Source organism: Psychromonas marina, from assembly GCF_030161115.1.
Taxonomy (GTDB): Bacteria; Pseudomonadota; Gammaproteobacteria; order Enterobacterales; family Psychromonadaceae; genus Psychromonas; species Psychromonas marina.
The window spans coordinates 60,588-83,872 of record NZ_BSPQ01000010.1; the positions used below are offsets into that span (position 1 = coordinate 60,588).

The 23,285-nt window shown below is 42.0% G+C and carries 6 protein-coding genes (1 of these 6 only partly in view); all 6 read left to right on the plus strand.

The features are described from left to right. Window positions 1–16,030 carry the 3' portion of a DUF4347 domain-containing protein gene (locus QQK09_RS11205; RefSeq protein ID WP_284204230.1) on the plus strand. Its footprint begins 22,205 nt before the window's first position, so 16,030 of the gene's 38,235 nt are visible here — the last part of the coding sequence; its start codon lies beyond the left edge, outside the window; it ends in the stop codon at window positions 16,028–16,030. 29 nt (window positions 16,031–16,059) lie between these two features. Continuing rightward, complete coding sequence (locus QQK09_RS11210; protein ID WP_284204231.1) at window positions 16,060–16,368, plus strand: DUF3467 domain-containing protein; 309 nt, start codon at window positions 16,060–16,062, stop codon at window positions 16,366–16,368. 126 nt (window positions 16,369–16,494) lie between these two features. Beyond that, the gene (locus QQK09_RS11215) at window positions 16,495–18,348 is read left to right on the plus strand and encodes a GAF domain-containing protein (protein ID WP_284204232.1); all 1,854 of its coding nucleotides are present in this window, start codon (window positions 16,495–16,497) and stop codon (window positions 18,346–18,348) included. 36 nt (window positions 18,349–18,384) lie between these two features. Continuing rightward, entirely contained in the window at window positions 18,385–20,550 is a 2,166-nt protein-coding gene (locus QQK09_RS11220; protein ID WP_284204233.1) for a zinc metalloprotease, read from the plus strand. Further along, window positions 20,543–22,537: a preprotein translocase subunit SecA gene (locus QQK09_RS11225; RefSeq protein WP_284204234.1), complete on the plus strand. Its 1,995-nt coding sequence runs from the start codon at window positions 20,543–20,545 to the stop codon at window positions 22,535–22,537. Before QQK09_RS11220 ends, QQK09_RS11225 begins: the two co-directional genes overlap by 8 nt. Further along, a complete protein-coding gene (locus QQK09_RS11230; protein WP_284204235.1) occupies window positions 22,534–23,283 on the plus strand; it encodes an efflux RND transporter periplasmic adaptor subunit in 750 nt (249 codons plus the stop codon). The genes QQK09_RS11225 and QQK09_RS11230 overlap by 4 nt, the downstream gene beginning before the upstream one ends. The last annotated feature ends 2 nt before the right edge of the window (window positions 23,284–23,285 follow it).

A 23,285-nucleotide genomic window follows, 5' to 3' on the forward strand; every position in this document is an offset into this window, starting at 1 on the left:
GGCGCTGTTAGGTGGTAGTCAAATTTGGATTGATAAGTGGGTCGATGGACCTATGGGGTTATTGTCAGTGGACGATATACTCTTTACCGATTACCTTAGAAAAGCGCTGGGTTATTCTCTTTATGGTGATTTCCTTCACGGTCATACTCATTCACCTATCAACCTTGAAGGTGGCCATATTGTCACCAGTGAAGTACCAGAAGCGGGTACTGCTAGGGGCGCAATGCCACATGTTACGGGTGTTGATCAGAAAGATGAAAGTTTCATCTTCATCTCAGATGATCAAGTTACGGAGCATGGAAATAATCAGACCGGTGGTGATTTACTCGTTGATCTCTTGTCACTATTCTATGATGTAGAAGCAATCAATGACGTTACCTATAACATTGTGGAAACATGGCAAGCTGCACAAGTTGATGGGTTAGCTTCCTATCGTTTTGCGGATTTACCCGAACGTACAGAAACCCGTTGGATTCCAGAAAGTTATGATCTTTCGCGTATTGCTGGTGTGGTTCGCATCGCAGGTGCTGCAGGTGAAGATACGATTACAGTTAATGCTAAAGATGATGTTGCACTGAATGTTTCACTTGCTACAGAAACATTGCACCTAGGGGAATTTATCTTCACTGGTGATCCAATGCAAACGCAGGAAGTAAAAGATGCGCAGGTCGCACAGGCGTTGATTCTTGAAAATGGTGGCAATAAACTTGATGTGGATTATATTGCTCAACAAAGCATTATTAATTTGGCTCAAACAGCACAGTTAGATTGGCTTGAAAGTGCCTATGTTACTGCTGAAAGTGGTATAGATATTTCCAGAGTTGACGTGCAGGATGCACTGATTCGAGCGCATAAAGAAACCAGCATTAACGTCATAGACAGTTTAAGAGATGGCACTTTAGCGAGTGTTGATGTCAGTGTATCAATAGACCGAGAGGTACCTGGTAGTACTCAGGGAAGTGCTGATATCAAGTATACGCTTGAAAATGAATTGCTGAATCTACAGCAAGCGTGGAATGAGCTTAGTGATAAGTTATCCTCTTTCACTTGGAGTCAGGCCTCTGAATCGTCTGCCGATGCACAGCTGCGTCAGGGATGGTTTATTAATATGGGGGATTTCATAAAGCACGGCCTCTATCTAGCCAACTCTAATTACACTAAAGTGCTTGCTAATTTCAGTATTGATTCCCTAAACGGAATGTTGATTTCTGAACCATTAGAGTTCTTATTAACTAATAATGGTAATGCATTTGATGATCTAAAAGCCAAGCTAAATGACCTGCATGCTTATCTCACCTTAACCGTGGTGACAGAAGATCTCAAAACAAAAAATTATGTCACGTTAGGAGAATCTGCTTTACGTGTGTATCAGCAAAATTCTCCAGCGCTAGGCAGCAGTGAGTCAATTCGTCGCTATACCGATGGATTATGGGCACAAGCAGATGTGACGCTTGGTAATGCTTGGAATGATGCGACTAGCTCTTTTGCTGGGCGCATTGATTTGACTGATATTCTTGGACCTGTTGAGGCTTTACAAGTTACCGATACAACGGATCCTGCCTTAGCGTTATTGCAAGCGATTGTACCCGGCACTCCTACGACTTATATCAATCTAGGAAAGGGAACTTCTACGGATAACCTTGCTGGTCAAGAAATTGAAATGCTGAAAGAGTATAAAAGACAATTAGCGGTGCTTGATAAGTCTTATTTCACTTACAGTTACGAAAGTACTGATAAATTTGGTGTGAAGGTACTTTCTGCTGTTGCAATTAATCGCGTATCAGACAGCGTTGCAAAATATGAATTACTTGAATCTGATGTTTATTTAACAGCGGCTAATTGGGACACTTACATTAGTGCTTTTTATGCAGATTCTGAGTACACAGCCGCACTTTTAGGACTTAGTAAAGCATCCATTATTGATTTTAACGATCAAAATGTTGCAACCTTTATTACCACCGCATTGAATCAAACCGCCTTAATTGACGGCATTGATATTGTCGCACCTGTGGACGATGGCACGCGTATTCGTATGGCTAATGGTCAAATTGCTTATATGGATATTCAAACCATTAAGGATGCCGATAATTTTTATATTCCATTACAAGTAACACTTCGCGAAGAGTTTACCGAAGTTGTGACGGTCGATAGTGACTTTATTGCCACACCTGCTTATGAAGCCTACCAAGAAGCATATGATGTCACCTATGATACGTTGTCATTTAGTAATGCAGGTGGCTTACTTAATAACGGATTCTGGTTTGGTACGGTTGAAAATCTCAACCTAAATATCAATGCAAGCGATGATGTCAGGGACGATATTGTTGATATGACCAATAGTAAATTTGTTGAGAACCTAACCATTAATACGGGTGCTGGTAATGACAAACTGACCTTAAATACAACTGGGTTAATTGGTGATTTGAATGTGTTCACCGGTGACGGTGCTGATAATATTAATCTTATAGCGACTGATGGCACCGGTAATTTATTGATAAACACCGGTAATGATGTTGATTCTATTGAACTTAATATCACAGGTTCGATTGGCACGGTTGAAGTGCAAGCTGGCGAAGGTCAGGATGTTATCCGTGTGACCCAAGAGGGCACAGTCGAGAGTATGTTGCTCGCAGGTGGAGCCAATGCTGATAGTTATCAACTTAAACTATTTGGTACAGCTAGCGGTGATATTGTCGTTGAGGATGTACCTGCTAAGGATCCAAATTCAGCAGGTAATACCCTGACAGTTACCACTGAAGATGCCAATGCCGTTGATGACTATTTCCTATTCAGAAATGAACTACTTTATCGCTACGATACACAGCAACGCATTGATTATAGTGGCTTTACCGCTTTATCTTTGTCGACATATGGTGGTAATGATTCCTTTATCTTTGATGATAGCGATGTATTAATTACCGTCGATGCAGGTGCTGGAGATGATAGTTTTCAAATAGGTCAAATGTACCAATCTCCACGTGATGAGCTTGGCGGTTTGGCTGCAACAGATACCTTCCTGACTTATCTCACAACCAAAGGTTACCTTTCTAACGGTGTAAGCAAAGCGGCGACTTTGATTGGTGGTGCAGGTGATGATGATTTTAATGTGCTTAGTAATAAAGCTTCACTAGTACTGCAAGGTGGCGCAGATAGCGATAGTTTCATTGTTAGATCTTTTGTTTTAGTTGATCCAACGGATCCAGATGCACCGATCACCAATATTAATGGTGGTGATGGTGCCGATTATATCTCTTATGCAATTAATTCACCGGTACGAATTGCGGGTGGTGATGGCTTGGATTCTCTTACCGTATTAGGAACAGAGTTCGCAGATAAGCTCGTGGTGACCGATGACGGTGTTTATGGTGCCGGTCGTTACTCTTCATATGAAGGTATTGAGCAAATCATTGTTGATGGTCTAGAGGGTAATGATGAGTTCTTCGTTTTCAGTACGCCATCTGATACTGAATTGCAGTTAATTGGCGGCCTTGGTTCGGATGAATTTAACATCGGTGATGGTCCTGAAGGCGGTTCAGTGGAAGTCGTAGCGGATGACCTTCAAGGACATAATAGCCTTATTGAGCATACGACCGATAGCGGAGATGTAGTACGTAGTTTAAGCGCTAAGGTTCTCGATGAAGATGAAGCGGGTGTAAGATTAATTCCGTTAAGCAGTCACGATACGCTGTTTAGAGATACCGATGGTCTGCTATTTGGTACTAATGCTGTTGTGCAATATGCGGTAGTACTAACGCGTCCACCGAAAGGGGTTGTATCTTTTTCTGCACTTCCTGCTAGTTTTGCTGATGATCAGGATCAAGATAGTGTTGCTTTATCCTCAGCAGGGATTTTGTTGAATGGCAGCGCCAAAGGTATCACCTTCTTATTTGATAACTCAAATTGGTACCAAGAACGCATTATCACCGTGACCGCTCCTATCAATAGTGGTGCCTCCGTTCAGGCTACAGGTATAGAGTCTTTTGAAATTCAGCATAAAATTGTTGAAGATGGCATTGTTGATGGTGATGAATACGATAATGTTGAAGTTAATAATATGGTGGTTAAGGTTGTTGATCCTAGCATTGCTAGCGTGGTGGTCTTGCCTTCGCAAAAACAACTTATCGTCGCTGAGCTAGAAGACGGTCAAGCCAACTATGCGACAGGCCATGATAGTTATCAATTGATGCTGTCTCAGGAACCAACTAGCCCTGTGATTGTTAATACCATTGCTGAGATTGATCCAGTGTCTGGAGTTGCGCAATTAGCGACTGAGCCTGCTTCAATTACCTTTGTAAATAGTGCCACTGCAGTGGATCCATCTAACAATATTTATCATTGGAATACGCCCGTCACTGTGACTATTTCCGCGCTGAATGATGATGCAGTAGAGGGCATTCATTACAGTCGTATTAGCCATAGCGTTGACACGCTATCAGAAGAGTTTAAAGGCATTACGATTGCACCAGTCGATGTCATGATTGGTGATAATGAAGTGCAGGATATGATCTTCCTAGAAACAAACGGCGATACTGTAGTAGTGGAAGAAGCGCAAGAAGTGGTTTATGTCGAAGGGCAAATGCTCGGTAATGGCACGCTTGATACAGATGGTAATTGGGTCATCTCCGGTGCTTTCGGTTTGCCAGAAATAGGCGAAAGCCAAAATAACAACTTGTTTAGCACTGCTCAGAATCTGGATGCTTCTGAATGGGGGATCGAAACAGATAGTGATATCAATGAATCAACTTCGCTTGCTCATATTAGTATTAAAGGGGAGCTAGAGGGGTCATCAGATTTCTACAAATTTGAAGTCACCGATACCATGCTGCTTGATACACCGGACGGCTTTGTGACGGTGAATCTTGATGTCGATTATGGTTATGAATATGGTGATGATCTTTGGTGGCGCAGTGAAATTAAGCTCTTTAAAGAGAGTGATCAGTCGCAAATAGGGATTCAAGATTATAGTGCTGATAGAAATCAACGTTTTCAAGGTCAAGTTAGCGGCGGCAGTGCATCTTACTATCATGATGATTTCCAAAGTTTTGAAATTTTGGAAGCTGGTACTTATGTCATTGAGCTAACCAATAAATATGATTGGTTCTATAGCTACCAAGCTGGAGAAGGATATAAGTTGGGTGTGCCAGATGGTGCTGATTATGAATTACAAGTTTCAGTTGAGAATCACCTGCGTGATGCCTGGGCCTTTAAGCCCGATAGTATTCTAGAAAATGAAGCTGCTAACAATAGCGGTATCGGCAGTAATATTGATGATTGGGCTAAAGGGATAGACCCCAACGATGATACCGATCCTCTTAATTCCGATGCCGATAATTGGTACAACTTTGCCAACGATAGTATTGGTGATGAAGTACCTGATGGTGGCTTGAATATAGATTCTTCAACGCCTTACACCACAATAACAGGTGGTGGTGATGGTACAATTGATCGCTATAATTTTGTGGTAACAGATGGCATGTTGAATGCGGGTTTATCAGTGTTTGATACTACGGGTTCACTAGCAAGTACAGAAGCATGGTTAAGTTCAGCCAGTATAGATATGGATGGAGATGTACTATCTGGTCAACTATTGAGTACTGAATTGGTGGTCAATGTACCGGGCTCAGATGCGCATACCTTGGTGAGCATTGTGGATTATGTGGTTGATGACAGCTTATCTCTTGCAGAAAATTTGAAGACTGCGTTAGATGCGACTGGTTTATTAACTGACTTAGTAACCGTTAACTTTGGACTTGCTAGCAGCATCTCATTCAGTGCAGCAGAAAATGTAGGTTTCTACTTTGCAACCACACCAGAACTGACCTTTTCTCAACCATTATCTGCCATAACACGGGTCATCGATAATCACGATGCAAGTGGTGATATTCAGTTTACCCAGGCTAGCATCGTGTTTAATAATGTAAGCTTAAATGTCGGCGATGAATGGTTTATTCGCGTTGGTAATAATGTTGATAGTTATGTGGTTAAAAATGCTAATGATAACTTAGCCGATCAAACTCAATTCATTAATTTGGGCTTAAACAAAAATGCGAATAATTTAGATTATTCTGGCGTAAAAACAGCTATTTCTATTTGGGTTCAACATAGTGCTACCAGCCAGAATTTAGCTAATTTACCTTCCGTTACGCTAAGCGGTACACCCGCTGCAATTGGGGTTGGTCAAACTATCGATATTGATTTTGGTAACGCCGACGTAAATTATTACGGTGAGCAGTGGTCTCTGACTATTAATGATAGCAATGGCGCAGCAGTGTTTAGCCATACTGTAACGAGCGATATTACGACTTCTAATATCAGCTCAGTATTAAGTGCGTTTGAATTAGCGCTTGATACGGCAGGGCATGCGACTCAAATTAACGGTGCTTCTTTGGCGATTACCGCAGCATCAGGAGAAGGTCTTACTCACAGTATTAATATTGATTATTCTAATGTGACGACACCAACTGTAAATGATAGCGCTGCCATATTATTGAGCAAGCCCGTTGATGCGCTACTGGGATCGGTTTGGTTGTTTAGTAATAGCTCGAATGAGTTTACGTTTACTGTTGCTGACACTGATAATAGCGTTGATGATTTTGCTGAATCCTTTGTGGCAGCTTATGACAGTGATGCCAACTTTAGCGATACCTTAATCGTTGATGGCAGCAATATCTTTGTTGATTCTACTGTAGCAGCTAGCGCCTTTAGTTTAACTCAAGTATTGAATAGCATTAATGATGCTCCGGTAACGGGTGGCTCAAGCGCTATGACTCTTCCTGCAGCAAGTGACAATGATTTTGTTGTTGTGAATCTTGAGACTAATCAGGACGTAGCTACAGCGGGTACAACTGCCACGGTCACTTTTAGTTTTGACGGAACGGCTTGGATTTCAGACGACACAAATTATGCTCTCGCACTGGATGGCAATGTAACTAGTAATCTTACTAGTGTGATTGATCTGGATATTATTAGCGTAAATCACTTTGATTATGCTGCTCAGACCTATTCAAATGCTACTGGGTATGCTGAAGTGACAATAGATTACCCCGCTGCGGGCATCACGAATAACAAAATACTATCGGTTGATATTAATGGTGCAGGTGTTGCTTTCACCTATACATCGGCAGCGGGTGGCAGTTGGTCATCATCTAATGCTAGTTTCTCGCTGACTGATAATGGGTCCGCACTTAAATTGATAGCGACAGGTATTAACTCTGCGCTTGTTCTGAGTAATGGGGTTTACGACGCGGCGGGAGTAAATGAAACGCTCTCCATTAGTGTCGTTAGCTACTTTCATGAGAGCGTGCCTGCTTTTAACAATACTAGTCTCTATGGCAGTGCGGTTATTAATCACTCAGCTGGTTTTACTAATGGCCAAAACGGGGATCTACTTAATATCGAAATAAATGGTGGTACGCCGTTAGTATTTACTTTTAATGGCGGTGCTTGGTCTACTGCTAGCGCAGGTTATAATTTATCTGAGACTGCAACTACCTTTGAATTATCGAATACTGATTTAGAGCAAATGATTGAAATTGATAATGCGACATTTGTGCCCGCTACAGGCAGTAATAATATATTTGCAGCACACAAACTGAGCTTGAGTAATGTCGGCATTGGTGCATTCAACTTGCTTCAATCTTCAACAGGAACTACCGCGTCTGCTGAAAGCAGCTTGCTTGATTTGATTGATTCACATTTTTCCGCTCAGGCTAATCTTGAGGTTTATAAAGCGTCGGGTTCAACTGTCGCTTATATCTTCAATACTAATGCAACGGATCTGAATTCAGTGCCCGTCATGAGTTTTGAAAACAGCGTGAATGATTTGCTCGCGCAAGGTGAAGTTTCTTACTCAATCACACAGCTTAACGATGATGCTTTTGTCTCTGAAATTGGACTTGAAAGCCTCAGTAATAACCTTATTGCTGGTGATGTTTGGTCTTTGAACTTACCTGGTGACAGTGCAGATATATCACCAACTTTGATTGGCACGACAGATCAATTAAATACCACGGCATTGTTAACTACGCTTGAATCTGAATTTGCCGCTTACGACTTTACTTGGGATGCGACCAATGAAAAATTGTTGGTAGTAAATGGCAGTGAGAGTGCTTTCGATCTTGAGAATGTTAACTTTGTAGAAAATAGAGAACTAGCATCGTTTAAAACGGCACCTGCTATTTTCTTTGATACTTATGTGCAAAACTTCACCGATGAGTCACTCTATAACGGCAAGACTTGGACCATTACTATCGATGGACAAGAGGCTGCAAGTGCAACGGCTAGCTCCTTAGTGAAAGGCAATCTTCCAAATATGGGTGCTGTGTTGGCTGACTTGTTAGCTGATTTACGCGGTAATGGTTTTAGCGCTTCATTAAGTGGTACAGGTAATCGCACTTTAACTATCGATAGCCTGAATGATGCAACAGTTGAAGTCTCTGTGAATAGTACTGGTGTTGGTGCCTTATTTGACCTTGATAAGGTGAAACAGGAAAAAGAATTGATCCGTAATTATGCGAGTAATAACGGCTATTATAGTAGCGCGACCACCTATACGCAGACGACTGTATCAGGTTCTGAGTACCGAATTAAGACACCTTATTTAGTGGTCTATGAAATGTTGCCAGCTGCAGGTTTTGTTGCTGATTTAAGTTCATTACTCACTCAGATTCCAAGTGAGACTCGTACAGATTTCCAGCGTTATATTAATGAGGTTCAGAGTGAAACTCATGATCTGAATGGCATTGCTCATATACTTACCCCTATCTCGGTGAAAACTACTAGCGACCCGTATATCGAAGAAACTTTCAACACAGCGAATACTTATATCGTTGAAGTAGGTTATGTAGAGTCAACGGTTTATGAAGAAACATTTAACAGCCAAGTTTGGGATTTCATTAATTATTCCTACTCTTCTAGCTTAAATTCATACTCCTACAGTGGTAATGACCATACTTGGGGGGGCGTATCTGCAGGAGTCTCTTACGAATTAAATGTATCTATGCAGCAACACAAGCTCAAACCTGACAATCAAACAGTTGAAGATAAGTTTATTCGAATTGTCTCTGGTCCAGGTTCAGGTTCTGATTCTACTTCAGCTGCAACCGGTATAATTAAAGAGTTTGTTGCCTATAATGAAGCCGGTGAAAAACTAAATCGCTTTGTGATCGAGGAGATTAGTGGGGATTGGAGTGTTGTGGCAGAAGAAAGTCAGTATGAAATTTATACCGATGTTTTAAGTGCGATGACGCTAGGTGATTACAATTCATGGAAGGCAACACTTTCAGATACCTATCAAGCAGTGTTGACCAAAACACCTGATGCCATCACGGTACAAGATTTAGTTACCAATACTTATGATGCGAGTAATGAGTTTATTGATGGTGGTGCTAACAGCGCTATTCAGACATCTTCGAGTATTGATACTACGGGTAATGTCACTATTACTGCACTAGATGATCTTTTCATTGATGGAGGGGATCTTCAGGTATTTGCAGCAGTTGAACAACGCGTTAACCGTATCCGTGGCCCGATTAGTATAGAGGGTGGAACAGTTGAAACTAGCTATGTTGATCTGACTGACCCTGTCATGTTGCCAGGCGAAACCAATAACCCTGTACTTAATGGCACAAAAGCAAATGATGGCACTATCGGTAATCAGGATGGTGCATTGAGTAACGCTGGCGTACAAATTGAATTAGTCGATGCTAACCAAGTTAGTCGAGCAGAACTAGAAGCCTTCTTAACACAAACAGAAATTGATTCTGATGACTATCAAATATTACGTGAGTACCTTGTTGATAATCCGCTCGCAGAAACCTTCGCTACTTTTGTAGACAGTGATGTCAGCTTTTTTGATGCAGATAGTAATGCTGAAACTGATGCCTTTGATACACGTATAAATAACGCGCCTTATGAATTCGGCTTTGTAGATGCCGTCGATGCACAGCAGATTGGAGATCGGGTTGATGTCCTTGCGGTGGTTGGTAACAGGATTATTCTTGCTGCCGATTGGCCTTCTGATTATGACAGTGTAAATAATCGCTATTTCTATAATCCTGTTAATCGAAATGAACGAGTTATTGAAAGTGAACAAGTTGATACTCTGAATTTCAATAATAGTGGTAGCCCGGCTATTGAGAAAGGAACGCTTACTAGTGACTCGATTACTGGTTTTGGTATGGGTAATGCGATAGAACTTGCCGGAAATACGATAGAAGGTGGTGTGCATTATTCAGGTCTTGAATCGCTGAACTTATATCTTGGTCGTGGAGCTGATGAGCTGAGTGTTGAAAATACCCATAAAGGGTCAACGCAAATATTTACCGGTGCAGGTGGAAGTAATATTGATATTAAAACGATATCAGGTCACACCACCTTGAATCTTCAAAGCAATCTTTTGCTTGCAGATACCAACCTAGTAACCGTTAGCAGTGAAGATCAAATTGTTGATCAGATCATGGCGTTACTCACAGTGATTGGCGAAGACGCAGGTAATAATCAACTGGTAATCGATGACAGTGGTGATACAGAAACGAATACTCTATGGTTGACTGATACTACGATCACCGGCCTTGATATGCCAAGCGTGCCAGAGGTGTTCCTGTTAGATATTCAAGCAGAAACTGGTAGTTATCAGTTATCGGTTGATGGGGGCAATACCCAAACTAACCTTAGCTGGAATACGAGTGAGAGCGAACTGGCTAATGCCATCAGTGTGTTAACGGGTGAGCCGCTGGATAATATCCAAGTAAGCATGATCCTTGGTTCGATTAATGACTCTATCAAGCAATATCAAGTTACTTTTGTAGGGGAATCTGCGGGTATTAATATTGCTGAATTATCTGCGACTATCTCTGCAGAAAATGCGCTAGCATTCACGGATCAATTAACACTGACTACTCAAGCAAACAGCGGTACTTATGCTATTTCTGTGGAAGGTGGTGCAGCAGAAGTCATTCAATGGAATGCGAATGAAACGGACATCGCTGAGGCAGTAGCACGCTTGATGGGAATAAGTAATACAGCTATATCAGTGTCTTTGGCAATGAATTCCAGCAATGGTGAACGTCGTTACGAGATAACCATTACACCGGTTTATTTAAGTGATAATTCGCTGTTAGATTTACCTGTATTAACAGTTTCTAATATTGGAACACTTGATAGTAGCAACACAATAGCGTCAGAATTTAACTTGAGTGTAAATGATCTAGATGGCAGCTATATCCTGTTGAATCGTTCAGATGATGGCGCGGTTTTGGGGGAAGAAGTGCTTGCTTGGAATGCCTCATTATCTGAAATGCAAAATGCAGTGGCGAGTTTGTTGGGTATTGATAACCCTAGTGATCTATTGGTTGCGCTTGATACGGCACAGTTGGCCGATGACAGCAGTAAAGTTTACTTTGTTACCTATAGTGGCGCAGGCTCGGTTGATTTTAGCTCACTTGCGGTTTTACATCGAGACCTTTCAATTGCTGATACCACGGCCTTCACAGCAAGAGCAGATATTAACTACCTAGAAGAAGGCACGAGCACACCCTCTTTAAATACACTGCAAACATTGACCATCGGTAATGGTGATATAGATTTAAACATTTATTCACCTGATCGTCAGGAATTACTCGATACCGTGCGTTTCGATAGTAATACCGATGTAGATACTCTACGTGCAAGTTTAGATGTGCTATTCAATCCTAATAATACTGAAGAGCGACGTCAGTTTTACCCTGAAACGGATAACTTCGAATTAACGAGGGTAGGTAATGAGCTTATCTTTAATTTCCGAGGAACCTACGCCAATTATCAAATTCAAGAGGCTGATACTTCCGGTGACGTTGATTTGGCAACACGTTTAGATGGGATTAACTATTACGGCATTGATCAACTAACTATCCATACCGGTAGTGGTGATGATGTCGTTAATATCAAATCAACAGATGCTGATACGATCACTCATATCAATTCAGGCTTAGGCGTAGATGCTTTCCATATTAGCTCTAATGCAGATGGTGATTTGAGTTACCAATCATCTGCTAATGGCACCTTAGATGGCATCGCTGGAGAATTGAATATAGATGCGGGTAGTGAAAATAATGCACTTTATATTAGTGATTTTGATAGCCTAATTGCAGATAACAATGTTGTGTTAACGGATACACAACTTAGTGGTTTAGCAGTAGGTAATATTAATTACACGGCAACCGGTGGTAACTTCGATAATAACTTGGTTATCTGGGCTGGTCAGGGTAGTGATGAAATCACTGTCAATTCGGTTTATGAGCAAGGTTTATCGATTACCACTTTATTTACCAATGAAGGGGCTGATCAAGTCACTGTAGTGGCAAGTGATGATATCAATACCCCTAATCATGATGATCTGGAAAGCGATCAACGTCGCTTGGATTTATACACACAAGCGGGAATAGATAGCATTGATGCTTCTACTGCTAGTTTAGCGATTCGTGTCGATGGCGGTGACAATAAAGATTATATCAGCGGTGGTTTAGGTGATGATCTGTTATTTGGCGCAGCTGGGGATGATGAGATTCATGGTCGTCAAGGTGATGATTATATTGATGGTCAAACGGGGCATGACACCATTTGGGGTGATGAAGGTAGTGACCTTATTTATGGTCGTGAAGGTAACGATCTAATCCGTGGTATGGATGGTGTTGATATCATTGAAGGTGGATTAGGAGAGGATGTTATCTTCGGTGAGCAAGGTGATGTTGTAGATGCTAATGGTGATGCGATGTTAGCTGAGCAGATGTTTGATAGTAATGAGACGTTGTTGATAAGAAAAATCGCTAGCCAAGAGGCAAGCTCAGGTGACGATATTATCACCGACCTTTACGGTAATAATATTATTGTTGCGGGAGCTGGGATAGATACCATTACTACCTTGGAAGGCGATGACATCATCATCGGTGATATTGGTGAAATGACATTCTCGTTAGATGGCATCATTGAAACCTTATCGGTTAGCGAGTTAGATGTAACAACTGGTGATAAAGATATTATCAATGCAGGTAACGGTAATAATATTATTGCTGGTGCAAAAGGAGCTGATGAAATCAATGTTGGTTCAGGTGATGACATTATTCTTGGTGATGGCGGAGAACTTGCCTTTACAGCGGGTGTATTAACGAATGCGAAATCAAGCGCAGCAGAAGAGGGTGATGACATTATTGCGGTTGTTGAAGGCGACAATATCATCCTTGCGGGTGCGGGCAGCGATACAATCACAACTACTGAAGGCGATGATGTGATTATCGCTGATAATGGTGAACTAACTCGCTCAGCGGCTGGCATTGTTGAGTCAGTTATCGTTGATGATATGACTAATGGTGATAACGATATTATCAATGCAGGTAATGGCGATAACATTGTGGCTGGTGGTTTAGGTGATGATGAAATTGACACGGGTATTAACGATGACATTATCCTTGGTGATGGCGGCGAATTAACCTTTACCAATGGCGTATTAACGAATGCGAAATCAAGCACAGCAGAAGAAGGTGATGACATTATTGCGGTTGTTGATGGCGACAATATCATCCTTGCGGGTGCGGGGAGCGATACAATCACAACTACTGAAGGCGATGATGTGATTATCGCTGATAACGGTGAACTAACTCGCTCAGTAACAGGCATTGTTGAGGCAGTTATTGTTGACGATATGACTAATGGCGATAAGGATATTATCAATTCCGGTAATGGCGATAACATTGTAGCTGGTGGTTTAGGTGATGATGCAATTGAAACGGGTATTAACAGCGATGTCATCCTTGGCGATGGCGGTGTACTTGTGTATACAGCGGGCATCCTAACTAATGCTAAATCAACTGCCGCTGAAGCAGGTAATGACACCATTAAAGATGCTGATGGTGACAATATTATCCTAGCGGGGGCGGGCAGTGACACAATCACAACCACTGAAGGTGATGATGTGATTATCGCTGATAACGGTGAACTAACTCGCTCAGCGGCAGGTATTGTTGAAAGCTTGATTGTTGACGATATGAGCAATGGCGATAAGGATATTATCAACGCAGGTAACGGTGCTAATGTTGTTGCTGGTGGCGTAGGTGATGATGAAATTGAAACGGGTATTAACGACGACATACTTCTCGGTGATGGAGGGGAATTAACCTTTACTGCAGGTGAGCTCACAACAGCAGAGTCAACTGCGAGTGAAGCGGGTAATGATACCATCACAGTAACTGATGGTGATAATGTGGTGCTCGCTGGCGCAGGGAAAGATACCGTTATAACGGGTGAAGGAAATGATGTAATTATTGGTGATAATGGCCAATTAACCTATGCATTAACAACCTCATCATTAACCAGAGCAACCTCCGCTCCGATTGAGTCATTACTGGTGACTGATTTAGTTAATGGCGGTAACGACATTATCGATGCTGGTAATGGTGACAATATTATTGCAGGTGCAACGGGTGATGATGATATCGATGCTGGCTTTGGCAATGACACTATTCTTGCCGATGGTGGACGCTTGTTATTTAGTGCTGGCGTATTAACCAGTGCAGAATCTACGTCAAGCACAGAAGGCGATGATAGCGTTGATGTTGATGGCGGTGATAATGTTATTTTAGCTGGGGCAGGTGCGGATACTGTCAATACCGGTGCGGGTGAAGACTTAATTATTGGTGATACCGGTGAAGTGATATTTGATTCAAATGCATTGAAAACAGTCTTTACCAGTAATCAAGGCACACAGGATGATCAGATTAACAGTGGCGATGGCGCAGATATCATCTTTGCAGGGCTTGGCAGTGATACCGTTAACAGTGGTGGCGGTAATGATGTTGTTATTGCTGACACTGGTAGTTTAGAGGTCAATCCTACTGCTGAGTTGGCGTTGCTAATTAGAAATGATTACGATGCAACCCTTGGTGGTGACGATATTGTTTATCTTGGCGATGGCAATGATGTAGCACTTGGTGGCGCAGGCTCTGACATACTTGATGGCGAAGCGGGCGAAGATACATTGTTTGGTGACTTTGCCACGATTAGTATCTCAAGAGCTGGATTGAGGGATATACAATCGACACTCCCTACCTTTGGTGGCAACGATGCTATTTTTGGTGGTGAAGGGTTTGATATTTTAGTCGGTGGTAGCGGTTCGGATCTGTTCTACGGCAACCTTAGTGAAGACTCTATTGTGGGTAACTATGCAAGAATCCAAGATGCGACAGACTTTACTTCTTTGCTTGTCGTATCTGACCCATCAAACCGTGAAGTAATATCAGCAAATCTATTATCTATCTATGGTGTTGACCTATCTGGTTATGATTCACAAGAGGCGGAAGAAAATAGCCTGTTTGCCGAATACTATTATGATTCTGGTTATGGCTCTAATAGCTATTACGGCGCTGGTTACTCAGATCGCTCACCATTACGTACTGATATGGCATTGCGCTTAACACCACTATTAAATGGTGAGGAGTTATCGCGCTTATCGGATAGCGAACTTCAAGATTTCCTACGAAACTTACCATTGATGCCGCTTGGCAACAGCAGTGGTGAAGGTAATGAACAGAATGCAGGTACCAACAACCCAGTAGGTGCTCCTGTGTCAGAACCTGGCGCGGTAAAACCGGATGTTGAAAAAACTGATACTGGAAAACCTGTTAAAGAAAAATCATCTGTTGAAAAAATAGGCGTTGATAATCTGGTAGAAACCAAAAACAGTGCCATACTCAATGCCTATGGTACTGATAAGACTAGACAAGATCAGCTTGATGACCATTTTAATCGTGCGGGTAATAGTGCAAATAGCATTATGAAAGCTCAAAATAAAAATGATGATAATGGAGACTTATCTTTATCTGAGTCAGTAGCCGCTAGCCTTGTTATTGCTGCTAGTGTAGCGAATAAACGAGGTTGGGGTATGAGTCGCTCCGCTGATGAAGAAGAGATCATCTGTAGTGATTTACAAGCATTACGTAAAACGCAATCTAGTCGGAAATTTGAAGTCTGGGAAAAGCAGAACCATACTAGAAAACATTAAATTCAATCCACTACAATTGAGGTATGAAAATGACAGATGAAGTAGCCGACAAAAAAAAGAAAGCAAATGGGCCTACAATTCGATGGGATGACAGCAAAATGCGCAGTGTTTATGCCAATGTGTGTAATGTTTCAAGTACTCGTGAAGAAGTCACCTTATTGTTTGGCACTAATCAGGCTTGGCGTGCAGGCCAACAAGAAGTTGGGATTGAATTAACCGACCGCGTTATCATTAGTCCTTTTGCTGCAAAGCGTTTAGCGCTGTTACTAAATGGCGTCGTAGGGGAGTATGAAAAACGCTTTGGCACATTAGATGAAGTGGAAAAAAAAGCTAAATAAAACATGCTAAAAATGAATAGCTATTAAACGCTTCGGTTTAGTCACCGGAGCGTTTTTGGCTAAAGCATTAAATGGAAAAAGTTAAAGATAGTTAATTGTAATTACAAATGGAAAAGTAACTATTATATGGCTGAGATACACAGTTCCTTACCTGATTCAACTCAACAGCTTAACCGTTTATTAGATACCCAACATGAAAATTGGCACTTTATTTGGTTGGATTGGGTGTGCAGTCAACTGCCTCAAGTCGATGGCGCATTAATTGTCGCAGATGAATCGCAAAGTGGGCAATTTCATGCCCTCGCCGTATGGCCAGAAGTGGCGGAGAACAATAGCGGTAATGCTGATAACAGTCATCAAGATAAATTGTTACAGGATGCTGCAGAACAAACCCTAATAAAAAAACAACCTCTGATCACCCCTTTAAATGATGGTAAACACCACATTGGTAGCTACCCTGTTTTTGTCGAAGGCAAATTAAGTGCGGTGATCACGCTGATGTTTACTGCCCAAGATGAAGCGCAATTACACAAAGCTCTTGCTGTCATTGAGTATTGTAGTGGCTGGCTTGAGCTTCGTCTTGCACGCAATATATTAGCTACTCTAGCCAGTGATAATGAGCGACAGCATATCGTCATCGATAGTATCGCACATGTTGCAAGCGAGAATTATTTTGAGCATGCCGCACTGCGTTTTGTTAACCTAATGGGAAAACATTTAAACACTGAAAGGGTAGTACTCGGTTTTGTCAAAAATGATGAATTAGTGATTCACTCTCAATCAGATAGTAGCGAGCAAAGTAAAAAGCATGAGTTAGTCAAGCTCACCACGCAAGCGATGCAGGAAGCAACAGATCAGCAAGAGTCGGTATTATGGCCTGCGCCGAGTGATCAGAACCGCATTACGCAAGCACACAGTAAACTTGCTGTAGAAAAAGGGCAACGTTCACTGATGAGTGTGCCTTTAATCGATAAAGAGCTCTGCTATGGCACGGTACTGTTTGAGCGCAGCCCAGAGCATCCATTCACCCATCAAGATCAATTAACCGCTGAAGCGTTGACCAATTTTGTTGGTGTTGTACTCGAAGAAAAGCGTCAGTCTAATCTCCCTCTCTATTCCTATTTTTTGCGTAGTCTCAGAAACCAGCTCAGTCGATTATTTGGCTCAGGTTATCTGATGCGTAAAATAACTGTTTTTATTTTGCTTTTAGTTTCCCTCTTTTTTAGCCTGATGCCTGGTGCTTATAATATCAGTGCTGAAACCGTTATCGAAGGGGCTGAATTGCGTGCGATTGTTGTTCCCTTTGATGGTTACTTACAAACGGCGGATCTGAGAGCAGGGGATAGCGTGCAAAAGGGCGACCTGTTAGCAGAGCTAGATACCAGTGAGTTACGTTTGCAGCGCATGAGTTGGATTAGTCAGCAAGCGACATCGATGCGTCAATATGAGGATGCATTAGCAAAACAAGAACTGACTAAAGTGCAGATCAGTAGTGCACAGCGAAAACGTGCACAGGCTGAGATAGAGCTTCTCGATTATCAAATATCGCAGGCAACCATGGTTGCGCCCTTTAACGCATTGATTGTTTCGGGAGACCTTAATCAACGTATTGGTTCGCAACTGAGGCAGGGGGATGTTTTGTTTGAACTATCACCTAGTCAACGTTTCCGGTTAGCGATGTATGTTGATGAATTCCGTATTAATGATATTAATCATGCACAAACCGGGCGCTTGGTATTAGCTGCATTGCCGGATCAGAAATTTTCTTTTACCTTGACCCGTATTAACCCAATGGCTGAAGTACGTGATGGTGCCACAGTGTATCGCGTTGAAGCTGAGCTTAATAATAGCGCTGACGTTTTACGAGTTGGGCTTGAGGGGGTGGCGCAAATCTACGTTGATCAACGCCTTTTAATCACTATCTGGACACGTAGCATGGTTGATTGGATGAAACTGCAATGGTGGCGTTTTTGGGGGTGATATTATGTTTCAGCGAAGTGTTATAGGTAGCTTATTATGAGCGCAACACTGTTCTCTCGAGATTGGTATCAAATTGCTGACTTAAAGCCGCAGTTACGCAATCATATTACCGTTAACGCTCATCGTTATCGGGGCAAGCGTTGGTACGTGCTTGAAGATCATCTCACCGGAAAAGTGCGACGCCTTTCAGCGCACTCCTATCTGATTGTTGGTCTGATGAATGGCGAACGAAGTATTGATAGATTATGGGAGCTTTCATCGCAGCGCTTAGGTGAAGAGATGCCAACTCATGAGGAGATGTTGCAACTCTTAGCCAGTCTTTATCAAGCAAACTTAGTACGTATGGATATTAGTGGTGATGTTGGCGAGCTTTTTGAACGTGGTGAGGAAGCGCAAAGAAAGCAATGGATGGCTAAGCTTAAATCCCCCTTATCGATAAAAATTCCCCTTGTTGACCCCGAACGCTTCCTGCTTGCTACACAAAAATTTGTTAAACCTTTTTTTTCAATCTTCGCACTTTTAATCTGGTGTGTCCTTATTATTACTATGTTGACTTTAGGGGCGCAGCATTGGGATGAACTGACCAAGAATGTCTCCGATCGCGTATTAGCCGCTGATAACTTAGTGCTGCTATGGTTGATATACCCGATCATAAAATTGATTCATGAGCTAGGGCATGGATATTGTATTAAACGTGGAGGCGGTGAGGCCCACGAACTTGGTGTGATGCTGTTAGTTTTTATCCCAATGCCCTATGTTGATGCTTCTTCGTCGAGTGCTTTTGCGGATAAAAAGCAACGTATGTTGGTGGGCTCAGCGGGTATTATTGTTGAGTTATTTATCGCTTCTATTGCGATGCTTATCTGGGTGAATGCAGAACCGGGAATGGTTAAATCGATCACCTATAATATTATATTTATCGCTGGTGTATCAACACTATTGGTAAATGGTAATCCATTGCTTCGCTTTGATGGTTATTACATCCTCTCGGATTATCTAGAGATCCCCAATCTTGGTCAGCGTGCCAATCAATATTGGGGCTGGATGTGTAAGCGTTTTATTTTTGGCGTTCAAGGTGCTATTTCACCTGCTTATGATAAACGCGAATCGTTTTGGTTATGTATTTATGGTCTAGCAGCGCTGATATATCGTTTGTTCTTAATGGTTTCAATCATCCTGTTTGTCGCACAGCAATATTTTGTGGTAGGGGTGATACTCGCTATCTGGTCGTTTACTGGTACTTTTCTTTGGCCTAACTTAAAAATGATTTATAAAGCTTGGCAGGATTCTGAAAATCGGGCTGGAAGTCGCAGTCCGGTGTTAATGATCCCACTATGTGCTGCCATCATCATATTACTCGTCGGTTTTATGCCTGTTCCTCTTACCACTAGCGTAGAGGGAGTGGTGCAAATGAATGAGTCGCGACGTGTATTTGCAAAAGAAAACTGTTTTATTAAGCAACTGCATAAACAAGCGGGCGAGCAAGTTTATAAAGACGAATTATTAATTAGCTGCAGAAACCCACAACTTTATACCGATAAAAAAGTGCTTCAACAACAAGTTGCTGAAGCACGAGCGCAACGTCAAGGCGTTTGGAATGACCCGGTACAGCTAAAAATATATGACGATGAACTGTTGCGTTTACAATCCGAACTAACTGAAAACCAACAACGACTAGATGCTTTAAATCTTTATGCTCAAGCTGATGGAATTTGGTCGGTGAGAACTGCGGAGGACTTGCCTGGTGTATTTGTTCGCCGTGGTGAACTCATTGGTTATGTGATTAATGATACCGATATTACCGTGCGTGGCATGATTCCAGAATCTGAAGTTGAATTGGTGCGTGGCTATGTTGTTGCCTTACATGCGCTTCAAGCCTCTGATTTAAGCAATTTGCTGACGCCGTCAAGTTGGTCTTTGTTTCCTTCTGCCACCAAACAACCAGTGAGCCAAATACTGACGGAAACGGCGGGCGGCAGCATTGTAATGGATCCTTCATCTTCAAATTCGGCTTCCAGCATAGGAGCAAATTCTCCAGAGTCTTTCAAACGATACTTTATTGTAGCGCTTAACTTTGAAAACTTACCAAGGACCTATGTAGAAGAACGTATTTACCTAAAATTTGAACACCCCCCAGAAGCGTTGGTTTATCGTGCTTATCGACTTGTTCGTCGTACATTCTTGGAGTACTTCGATGTCTGAATATGCTTGCAAACAACCGCTGCTTTCTGGGTTACGTAACGAAGTTACTTGGCAAGAGAGTAACCGTTTAGATACGTTCATACAAAGGTCGAAAGAGCAATTTAATAAGCTAGAAAAGCTTGTTTTTATGCGTAATAGACGCATTGTAAAAGCGATTATGAAACGCTCTGCTGAACTTGAAATTTGCACCGAACAGGAACTGCAACAGGCGTTAGAAAATAGTCGTCATCAGTTACGTATTAAGGGAATATCTACGGCAACCATCATAGAAACGTTTGCTGTGATTCGCGAAGTGAGCGGACGTATATTGGGTATGCGCCATCATAATACTCAAATTTTAACCTCACTGGCATTATTGCGTGGTGGCATCGCAGAGATGTCTACTGGAGAGGGGAAAACGTTGGCTGCGACATTAGGAGCGGCAACCGCTGCTTTAGCAGGTATCCCAGTACACTTAGTGACTATCAATGACTACCTCGCTGAACGTGATGCGACAGAAATGTTACCGCTATATGAGGCGTTAGGATTGACCTTAGGCATCATTACCCATGAAAAAGAGTTACCTGAACGTCGAGAAGCTTATGGTTGTGATATCTGTTATTGCAGCAATAAAGAGCTCACTTTTGATTTCTTAAAAGATCGATTAGTGCTTGAACACCGCAATACCACACGCTTACAACAGGCGTCATTACTGACAGGGGATACCTCATGGTCAGATAAATTATTATTGCGTGGTTTGCATTTTGCTATTGTTGATGAAGCCGATAGTGTTTTTATTGATGAGGCAAGAACCCCACTTATTATTTCTGGAGAAGAGAAGTTTGGTGAACGTGAAGAGATGTTATTAAAAACGGCAATGCAGATCGCTAGCAGCTTTGAAAAAGATGAACATTTTAAGCAAGATGAGAGTTCTGCAATACATCTTACCTCTATAGGCCAGCAGCTGTTAATTGATTCCTGTGAGTCCCTTGATGGGTTATGGAAAAGTAGTTTTTACCGTGAACCATTAGTAAAACAGGCACTTGCAGCATTACATGTCTATCATTTAGACAGGGATTATATTATTGATGAGGAGGGAGCAATTCAGATTGTTGACCTCTATACCGGACGGGTTATGCCTGGGCGAAGTTGGGCGCAAGGGTTACAACAGATGATAGAGATGAAAGAGTGCTGTGAACTGACTAAACCAAGGGAAACCAATGCTGAAATTAGTTACCAGAATTTTTTCAGAAAATATCACCATTTGTGTGGCATGACCGGGACGGTACGCGAAGTCGCAGGTGAGTTGTTAGACGTGTATCGCCTGCGCAGTGAAACGATTCCGTTACTCAAAAAAAGCCAACGTAAACGAAAATATAGCGAAGTGTATCTTACTGAAAAGCAAAAATGGCAACGTGTGGCAGAGATTACTCATGATCTTGTTAGGCAGGGACAGGCGGTGTTAATCGGGACTAACTCCGTTGCTTCATCTGAAGCGATAAGCACTGTTTTTAACGAACAGGAGATAACCCATAAAGTGTTAAATGCGCGTCAAGATAAAGAGGAAGCAGATATTGTTTCACTTGCGGGGCATGCGGGGGCAGTAATGGTTGCAACGAGCATGGCAGGACGCGGAACAGATATAAAACTCACCGATCAAAGCCGCAAAGCGGGAGGGTTACATGTGGTGATCACTGAACTGCAAGATTCAACGCGTATCGATAGACAGTTAGCGGGTAGAAGTGCACGCCAAGGTGATCCTGGTTTTTTTAGTGAAATTTTATCTCTTGAAGATCAGATGGTAAAAAAAATGTCCGGTGCAATTACTAGCCGATTTATAAAATCTGCGTTAGCAACAGGTATACGTTTGCCACATCGTTTAGGTTATCGTATTCAAAAAAAATGTCAGAAAAAATTATCTGATAGTCATTACCAACAACGTATGCAATTGATCAAAGTAGACACTCAGCGTCAGCGCACATTAGCCTTTACCGGAGATAAAAAATGAAAAAAACACCACCCATTATTTATGTGGCTAGCCTTGCTTTTTTAGTTATTCAAAGCAGCATTGTTAGCGCTGAAAATTCACCCTTACCTACGTTAGGTTGCATGTTAGCCCCGAGTGAAAAAGTTGAAGTAAGCTCTCCTGTTAGCGGAGTCTTAGAGAAAGTGTTGGTAAGACGCGGTGATAAGATTAAAAAAGGACAGCGCTTATTTGAATTAAAAGCGGGTGTTGAAAAAGAAGGGGTTAGGTTAGCGACGGTAAAAGCAGCGTTTGCACAGCGAAAAACGTCGCGCAATAAAGAGCTTTTTGATGAAAACATTTTAACCGCACATGAGCGTGATGAAATAGAGACTGAGCTACTTATTGCCAAATCAGAGCTACGATTAAAGGAGCAGGAGTTGGCTTTACGTAAGATTTACAGCCCAATCAATGGGGTAGTGGTAAATCGTTTTTATAGCAAAGGTGAATACGTGAATGTTGACCCTATTTTTTCTTTAGCGACCTTAGATCCGCTTCATGTTGACCTGTTATTACCCTCCATCTATTTTGGTGAAATCAGCCTAAAGCAGGAGTTATTAATTAAGCCTGAATCAGAGGGGATGGATGCCCTCACTGCTAAGGTGATTATTGTTGACCCCTTGATTGACTCTGCTAGTAGTACCTTTCGCGTACAGTTAATGATGCGCAATCCCGGTAATAAAATTCCCGCGGGTATCCGTTGTTCAGCGCAAAAAATAAATAAAGATTAGGC